Origin of the sequence: Thermococcus sp. (assembly GCF_026991495.1) — an archaeon.
Classification (GTDB): Archaea; Methanobacteriota_B; Thermococci; order Thermococcales; family Thermococcaceae; genus Thermococcus.
Genome location: NZ_JALXBJ010000017.1, coordinates 1 through 8,038, shown reverse-complemented (window position 1 = coordinate 8,038; position 8,038 = coordinate 1). Strand labels below are relative to the sequence as shown.

General features: G+C 57.5%; 5 protein-coding genes and 2 pseudogenes. 5 read left to right on the top strand and 2 right to left on the bottom strand.

The window, feature by feature from the left end:
• Positions 1-1,577: pseudogene (locus MVB78_RS01780) on the top strand (chromosome segregation protein SMC); the annotation flags it as partial.
• Between the two features lie 10 nt (positions 1,578-1,587).
• Complete coding sequence (locus MVB78_RS01775) at positions 1,588-2,256, top strand: ScpA family protein (protein WP_297487250.1); 669 nt, start codon at positions 1,588-1,590, stop codon at positions 2,254-2,256.
• Here the strand turns inward: MVB78_RS01775 and MVB78_RS01770 are convergent, their stop codons facing one another.
• Positions 2,257-3,753 carry a hypothetical protein gene (locus MVB78_RS01770; RefSeq protein ID WP_297487249.1) on the bottom strand — a complete coding sequence of 499 codons (1,497 nt, stop codon included), beginning with the start codon at positions 3,751-3,753 and terminating at the stop codon, positions 2,257-2,259.
• Positions 3,754-3,882: 129 nt separating this feature from the next.
• Between MVB78_RS01770 and MVB78_RS01765 the strand changes: the two genes are divergently transcribed.
• Positions 3,883-4,185, top strand: a complete 303-nt coding sequence (locus tag MVB78_RS01765; protein WP_297487247.1) for a DUF5658 family protein — start codon at positions 3,883-3,885, stop codon at positions 4,183-4,185.
• Between the two features lie 37 nt (positions 4,186-4,222).
• Positions 4,223-6,595, top strand: a complete 2,373-nt coding sequence (locus tag MVB78_RS01760) for a DEAD/DEAH box helicase (RefSeq protein ID WP_297487245.1) — start codon at positions 4,223-4,225, stop codon at positions 6,593-6,595.
• Here the strand turns inward: MVB78_RS01760 and MVB78_RS01755 are convergent.
• Positions 6,564-7,631, bottom strand: coding sequence for a cellulase family glycosylhydrolase (locus MVB78_RS01755; protein WP_297487244.1), 1,068 nt, complete (start codon positions 7,629-7,631; stop codon positions 6,564-6,566). The genes MVB78_RS01760 and MVB78_RS01755 overlap by 32 nt on opposite strands.
• Before the next feature lie 152 nt (positions 7,632-7,783).
• On the opposite strand from MVB78_RS01755, the pseudogene MVB78_RS01750 reads away from it, so the two are divergent.
• Positions 7,784-8,038, top strand: a pseudogene (locus MVB78_RS01750) (peptidase M54); the annotation flags it as partial.

The following is an 8,038-nucleotide window of genomic DNA, read 5'->3' as shown; positions in this document are numbered from 1 at the left end:
AGGGAATAAGGAGGCGCGTGCAGCGGCTTGAAGGCGAGAAGGAGGCCCTTGAATCGGCCGTCAACGCCCTCAAGATCGAAGTTAACGGCCTCAGGAACGAGATATTCGAGCTCAGAATGAGGAGGAGTGGCCTCTCCAAGGACGTCCAGGTTCTCCAGGCTGACCTCGACCGCCTCCTGCGGGAGGAAGAGACCATCGCAGACGAGATCGAGGAGAGCAAAAAGCGCATTTCCGCCCTTGAGGAGAAGATAAAAGGAGAGACCGGGGAGATAGCAAAGCTCCGGGGCAGGATAGAGAGGCTTGAGCGGAGGAGGGAGAAGCTCAGGAAGGCCCTTGAGAACCCTGAGGCGAGGGAGCTCAACCAGCGCATCAGGGAGGTCGAGGTTGAGATAAGCAAACTTAGGGAGGAGCTCGGCAAGGTGGAGAGCAAGCTCGAATCCCTTGAGGCTAAGATCACGGAAGAGCTCCTCCCGAGGAAGGCCGACCTTGAGGAGGAGATAGAGGGGCTCGTCAACAGGATAAACGCCCTAAGGTCGAACATAGCCGAGAACGAGAAGGCCATAAGCGGCTTCGAGGCCGAGCTTGAAGAGCTCAGGAAAGCCGAGGAGAAAGTTAAGGGTGAGCTCAAAGAGCTCCGTGAGAGAAAGGAGAGGCTGAAAAAGGAGATAGCAGAGCTGAGGGCCAAGAAAGACGAGATGAACTCAAGGCTGCAGGAGCTCAGGATAGAGGCGAACACCCTCAAGATACGCCTCGCCCAGTACGAGAGCGAGCTGGCCCAGAGGAAGGCAGAGCTCAAGCACTACGACGGGAAGCTCATTAAATCCGTAAAGGTCAGCGAGGCCCCAACCGAGGAAGAGCTCTCCGCCCTGAGAGATGAGATAGAGCGGATGGAGGCCGAGATACGCTCCCTTGAACCCGTAAACATGAAGGCCATCGAGGACTTCGAGGTCGTCGAGCGCAGGTACCTTGAGCTGACCAGCAGGCGCGAACAGGTTTTAGCCGAGAAAGAGAGCATAGAGGACTTCATAAACGAGATTGAAGGTCAGAAGAGGCAGGTTTTCATGAAGACGCTCAACGAGATAGCCAAGAACTTCTCCGAGCTGTTTTCAAAACTCTCTCCGGGGGGAAGTGCGAGGCTCATCCTCGAGAACCAGGAGGATCCCTTCTCGGGCGGACTGCAGATAGAGGCCAAGCCAGCGGGAAAGGACGTCAAGAGGATCGAGGCCATGAGCGGGGGGGAGAAGGCCCTAACGGCTTTAGCGTTCGTCTTCGCAATACAGCGCTACAAGCCCGCTCCGTTCTACCTCTTCGACGAGATCGACGCCCACCTCGACGACGCCAACGTGAAGCGCGTGGCCGACCTCATCAAGGAGTCCTCAAGGGACAGCCAGTTCATAGTCATAACCCTCAGGGACGTTATGATGGCCAACGCCGACAAGATAATCGGCGTCAGCATGAGGGACGGCGTCTCTAAGGTTGTTGCACTGAGCTTAGAGAAGGCAATGAAGATCATAGAGGAGGCCAGGAAGAAGAGCGAGGCCGAGCACGAGGAGATGTTCGGGCACCTAAGGGAGTGAGGTGGTGGAGATGGAATCGCGCTTTGAGAGCGAGGTCACCCCCGTGGACATCCTGCTCCAGCTCGTGAAGATGGGGAAGGTTGACCCGTGGAACATCGACATAGTTGACCTCACGGAGAAGTACGTCAGGATGCTCAGGGAGATGCGCGAGCTCGACCTGAGAATATCCGCGAGGGCCATACTCGCGGCCTCGATACTCGTTAGGATGAAGAGCGAGGCCCTCCTGAGGGAGGACGAGGAGGAGCCAGTGGAGGAGAACGAGGAGAGGGTACGGGTTGAGGTGGAGCCTCTGGCCCCTCCCATACGAAGGAGCGAGCGCTACTACACATTCGATGACCTCTTGGAGGCCCTCATGGATGCCCTGGAGGAGGCGGAGAAGAGAAAGCCATCTAAGAGAAGGAGGGAGAACATAGAGGAGCAGGTCTTCGTCGTCGACGACTTCAGGGTGGACATAGAGAAGCACGTCCGCAGGCTCAACGACATAGTCGTGGAACTTTACAGGGAGACGGGAAAGCCCATAAACTTCTGGGATCTCGTCTTCGACCCCAGCCCGAAGGTGGTGGCCCGGACTTTCCTCTACCTCCTCTTCCTCTCGAACATGGGGAAGGTTGACCTCGTACAGGAGGAACCCTTCGGGGACATCCTCATCGTCCCCATTGGACCCTCAACGGCGGCCTGATCACCGCCTGCGCCCCAGTACAGCCGGGACGATCATGAGGCCTATTACAGCCGCCGGTCCGCAGATGTGCCAGCGGCTCTTCTTGGCGCTGCCGGCTGTGCTTGATGGTATATTTGATGGATTTGTGGGGGAACTGCTCGAAAGCGTGCTCGAAGGACTCGAACTGCTGCTCGACTGGGAAGAAGTTGAAGTGCCGCTTGAGGTCGAAGAGGTTTTCGAACCGCTTTCACGGCAGAGGTCCAGTACTTGGGGGGCGATGGCCTTAACGGAGACGTTCTCCTCCCTCGAGACCACCCGGACGCTTCCGAAGTAGCCTCCGCCCGCTGTCCTGACGCTTAGCTTGGGGTTCAGAACCTGGAGGGCCGGCCTTTCCGCTTTCATGCACTTGGCGAGTTCTCCGAGGTTCCCGCTGAAGGAACCTAAAAGGCCGTAGGATGAGCGAAGCCCCCCTATTCCGTTTTCCCTGCCGCTGAAGCCCCCTGCAAAGAGCACGGTTCCGTTGGGCAGGGCCGTGACAGTTCTCACCCAGTCCACGCCCCCACCCCCGAGGGTCATCCACCCCTCAACGCTTCCGTCCTGGCTGAACTGGATGAACCACATCTGCCCGCTCTCGTTTTTCGTGTAGTCTATACCGCCCACAAGAATGCTTCCATCCGGGAGCACGGACACGGAGTTGCCCCAGTTATCGCCGGGGCCCCTTAAGACCCTCGTCCACTGGGGGTTGCCGTTCAGGCCCGTCCTGACCACGAGGAGATCGGCATCGGAAGCACCCAGGGATTTCGAGAGGGTGTACCCGACGAGGGTTATCCCCTTACCGTCCACCTCCATGTCGTAGAGCCTGTCCTTCCCGTTCCCTCCGTAGGTTCTCTCCCAGAGGACAGTTCCGTTGTCGAGAACCCTTGCGAGCCAGAAGTCTATGGACGAAGCTCCCTGAGCCATCCCGGCGACGAAGATCTCCCCCGTTGGGAGGGCCCTTATAACGAGGGGAACGACGCTATCGTTCGAGAGTTTGTACGATGCAACCACGCTGCCGTTGCTGCTCAGTCTCATCATGACCCCGTACTGGCCCACGCTGGTCACGCCGAGGAAGCCCCCCTTCCAGGGGATGAAGGAGTACACCATGCCCGCCGTGTAGCCCCTGCTCCAGAGGAGCCTCCCGCGGTCGTCGAGTTCGAACATCCAGCCGCCCCCGGTGGAGGCGCTCAACCCCGAGACCGCAACATTAGTCCCGATCAGCCTGACCTCCGAGACGAGGTCCCGGCTCCGGCCGCCTATGGCCCTCGCCCACGCCAACTTTCCCCCGGAGAACCTCATGATGACGGCGTCGAAATCCCCGAGGCCCGTTCCGTTGGAGACGCCCCCCGCGACGAGCACTCCAGCCTCAGAATCCAGGCTCATCAGGGAGTTCAGCCCCCTCTCCTCTATTACCTCCACGCTCCCCGAGACAAGGCCGGCAGTGAGAAGCAGGATCAGCAGTGAAGCTAAGATGCCCCTCATGACACCACCACCTTCACTACTCCCTCCCCCTAAAAGCCTTGCGGGTTTGTGTATATGCACGTGTAGGTGCCTATGCACGTTCTGACGAGTGCACAAAGTATTTAACGGGAAGGGCAGATAGCAGACAGGGTGTTGGACATCAGGGGGATCAAATACGCCCTTGCCTTCGTGCTCCTGTCCGGAATAGACGCCTTCACAACGCTGTTCGGGATTAAGCATGGCTTCTCTGAGGCCAACCCTGTTCTAAGGGCCGGCTTATCGGATCCCGCCGCCTTCCTCGCCCGCTACGCTGCCTATACTCTAATCGGGGCCTCATTAATACTGGTCTCCTTCAACCTGAGGGGGAAGCCGTTCAGATACCTCGGCAGGCTCATGGTGGTCCTGAAGGCGCTTCCAGTGCTCAGCAACACACTTCTCCTGGTCGGGCTCTGACCGGGAACTTTTTATCCCCAACCCCGTTTCCAATATCATGAGCTACCTGAGACGCGACCTCATCGAGCCCCGGGTCTACCAGGAGGTCATCTACGCTAAGTGCAAGGAGAGGAACTGCCTCGTCGTCCTCCCCACGGGATTAGGAAAGACCCTGATAGCGATGCTCATAGCCGACTACCGCCTTTCGAAGTACGGCGGAAAAGCTTTGATGCTCGCCCCCACAAAGCCCTTAGCGCTCCAGCACGCGGAGAGCTTCAGGAGGCTCTTCGCCCTTCCCCCTGAGAAGATAAACGTCCTCACCGGTGAACTCCCGCCTGAGAAGAGGGTAGAGGTCTGGAGGAGAAGCGTTGTAATCACCGCCACGCCCCAGACTGTTGAGAACGACGTCTTGACCGGGAGGATCTCCCTGGAGGACGTGGTTCTCCTCGTTATAGACGAGGCCCACAGGGCCGTCGGGAGCTACTCCTACGTATTCATAGCGAGGGAGTACCTCAAGACCGCAAAGCACCCGCTCGTTTTGGGACTGACGGCCTCGCCCGGAAGCGACGAGGAGAGGATAAGGGAGGTAATAGGGAACCTCGGGATAGAGCACGTGGAGGTCAGAACGGAGAGCTCACCGGACGTCAGGCCCTACGTCCAGGGGATAGCCTTTGAGTGGGTAAGGGTTGAGCTCCCGGAGATCTACAAGGAGGTCAGGAAGCTCCTTAGGGAGATGCTCAAGGAGAGCCTCAAGCCGCTCGCCCACTTCAAGCTCGTCTCGACGTACTCCCCCGACATATCCAAGAGGGAGGTCCTTCAGGCGGGGGCCAAGATAAACCAGGAGGTCGCGAAGGGCAACTACGAGCTCGGTAGGCTGAGGCTCCACCAGGCAAAGGCCGTCAAGCTGCTTCACGCCATTGAGCTCCTCGAAACTCAGGGGCTGACGGCTCTGAGCTCCTACCTCAAGAAGCTCCGCGAGGACAGGAGAACGAAGTCCAGCCGGCAGCTGATGGAAGACCCGAGAATGAGGAAGGTGATCTACCTCCTCGTCCAAGCCAGAGAAAGCGGCGTAGATCACCCGAAGATGGAGAAGCTGAAGGAGCTCATCGGGAAACAGCTCGAAAGGAAGCCTGACTCCAAAATAATTGTCTTCACCAACTACCGCGACACGGGAAGGAAGATCGTCGAGGAGCTCAAAGCCATGGGGGTTTCAGCGGAGCGCTTTATAGGGCAGGCCAGCAGGGCCAACGACCGGGGTATGAGTCAGAGGGAGCAGAAAGAAATACTGGAGCGCTTTTCCAGGGCGGAGTTCAACGTCCTCGTTGCGACGAGCGTCGGGGAGGAGGGGCTGGACGTCCCGGAGGTGGATCTGGTCGTCTTCTACGAGCCCGTGCCTTCGGCGATAAGGAGCATACAGCGGAGGGGGAGGACGGGCAGGCACAGACCAGGGAGGGTCGTCATCCTGATGGCGAGGGGAACGCGCGATGAGGCCTACTACTGGAGCTCTAAGAGAAAGGAGAGGGGCATGTTCGATGCGATAAAGAGAATAGCGCGGGAGCTTGAGAAGTCGAAGCCGAGGGTTAAAAAGGCTGAGATACGGGAAAAAACCCCGGAGAGTGTCGAGATGGGTAAGGGAAAGATAGCCCCTTTGGATGCCTTTCTAAAGTTGAAGCGGGAGGAGGGAAAAGGGCTCAAAGATGTAGAGAAGGCCGAAGGGGTCAAAGAAACCTCGCAGGAAACCAAAGAACTTCCGACAAAGCCGATCTTTGTAAGGAGGCCGAAGGGAATCGTTGTCTACGTTGACTCGCGGGAGCTGAGGAGCGGTGTCCCGAAGCACCTTAAGGAGCTCGGCGCGGAAGTCGAGGTCAGAACTTTGGACGTTGCAGACTACGTCGTCAGCGAGGAGGTCGGCATAGAGAGGAAGAGCGCCAACGACTTCATACAGTCCATCATAGACGGCAGGCTCTTCGACCAAGTTGAGCGCTTGAAGAGGGCCTACGAGAAGCCCGTAATAATCATCGAGGGCGAGCTCTACGGCATAAGGAACGTCCATCCCAACGCGATAAGGGGAGCGATAACGGCCGTGACGCTGGACTGGGGCGTTCCGATACTGTTCTCCCGCACGAAAGAAGAGACGGCCGGCTTCATCTACCTGATGGCAAAGCGCGAGCAGGAGGAGAGGAAGAAGGAGGTAAGGATCAGGAGCGAGAAGAAGGCCCTGACCTTAGCCGAGAGGCAGCGGCTCATAGTGGAGGGCCTTCCGAACGTTTCGGCGACCCTGGCGAAGAGACTTCTGAGGCACTTCGGGAACGTTGAGAGGGTCTTCACTGCGACCGAGGAGGAGCTCAAGGAAGTCGGGGGGATCGGCGAGAAGAAGGCGAGGGAGATAAGGAAGGTGGTTACCGCGCCGTACGTTGAGGATGAAGGATGAGCTCAAGAACCTCATCCTGGTTTTCATCCCACTTCAGGCAGGTGATGTTAAAGAAATGGACGTCCGAGTTTATGTCGTAGGGGATCCCCGCCTTGGAGAGTGCTGAGACCATCGCCTTTGTGAAGTTCAGCTCAAGCTCCATTGGACAGGAGGGCTCCTCCCCTCTTTCCCTGTCCTTTGGGTAGGAGTTGGGCCTCCATGCTCCCAACCACGTTGGAATTGCCGTCTTCTTTGACCAGTTCAGGGCTACTGAGAGGGCATTCTCTACGTAGCTCTCGTTGTAGGAGCATCCCCTGGGGCCGGAGGCGTAAATGTGCCACTCCGCTAAGGTGTAGCCGTCGTTAGTAACGTTCAGCTCGTTTAGATAAAAGGGACTTGAGACGTGGGACGGCGTAACAAAGATCAACCTGTAAGGGTCAATTTTTCGTATCTCCCTAATTGTCTCGGAGTAGACCTTGTTCAGAACCTCAGGGTGTGATTTTATTCCACCGCTCGACTCAATTAGAAGGTCGTAGGAGAGCAGATAGGGATAACCTTGGAAGTAGTTAGCCACGGTTTCCCACCATTTGACAAAGTGCTCCTGGGCGGCTTTACTCAGGGGGTTACCTCTAAGCTCTGGGGCGGTGTATGTGATTATTGGGATCAAACCGACCTCCAGGGTGTCGTTTACTATCTCAGCCAGCTGGAGCAGGGCGGTTTTGTTGGTCAGGACGTCTTTACCCATCCTTATCCTGACGTTGGAGAAACCCTTCTCACGGAAGTATTCCGGAACACTTACCCCCTTAGAGCGCCACTGGAAATAGCGATGACTAACCCGGCTGAAGGTCATCCAGTCCACGTTTATCCCGACGTTTAACATTCTCTGATACTCAACCGCCGTTATTGCTTTGTTTCCCCGGGGCAGGGCGTTGCTGCTAACCCCCCTCACTCTGTTTTCCTGGGAACTATGGTGCCCCCAGTTCAGGCTCCGGTGTAGGATTGCAAAAAGGGAGACGGATAGAAGGATTATGAGGATAATGCCTGCAACACGCCTCATCTCCCTCTCCCCCTGTGCCCCCGGGGAGCGAAGCGGAATCACGGCTCGCCTGTCGCTCATCCGCCGCGGTTTCCCGGGGGCGGTTGGAGTTGGCGTTCATCCTTAAGACCTTTGCCCACAAAATTTAATAACCTCGCGGGGTTCCTTTGAACATGCCACATTCCGCCGACCGCAGGATGACCTACATCGGGGCGACCTACATCGGGAACTTCACGGACAAGAACCTGATATTCGAGGTCTTTGATGGACTCAACCGCTACCTTGCCGAGAACGGGCTTCCTACGAGGTTCGTCTACCTCGGAAAGCTTGAGGTCGGCCCCGGCTACCTGATAAACATACCCGTTGAGGGGGGGCAGGTCAAGGGGTATCCCCTCGAGGCCGTAATAGAGGCCCTCTATGCGAGGCTC

Coding starts and splice junctions, on each gene's coding strand:
- MVB78_RS01775 (WP_297487250.1), top strand. CDS start 1,588: ATGGAATCGCGCTTTGAGAGCGAGGTCACCCCCGTGGACATCCTGCTC.
- MVB78_RS01770 (WP_297487249.1), bottom strand. CDS start 3,753: ATGAGGGGCATCTTAGCTTCACTGCTGATCCTGCTTCTCACTGCCGGC.
- MVB78_RS01760 (WP_297487245.1), top strand. CDS start 4,223: ATGAGCTACCTGAGACGCGACCTCATCGAGCCCCGGGTCTACCAGGAG.
- MVB78_RS01755 (WP_297487244.1), bottom strand. CDS start 7,631: ATGAGGCGTGTTGCAGGCATTATCCTCATAATCCTTCTATCCGTCTCC.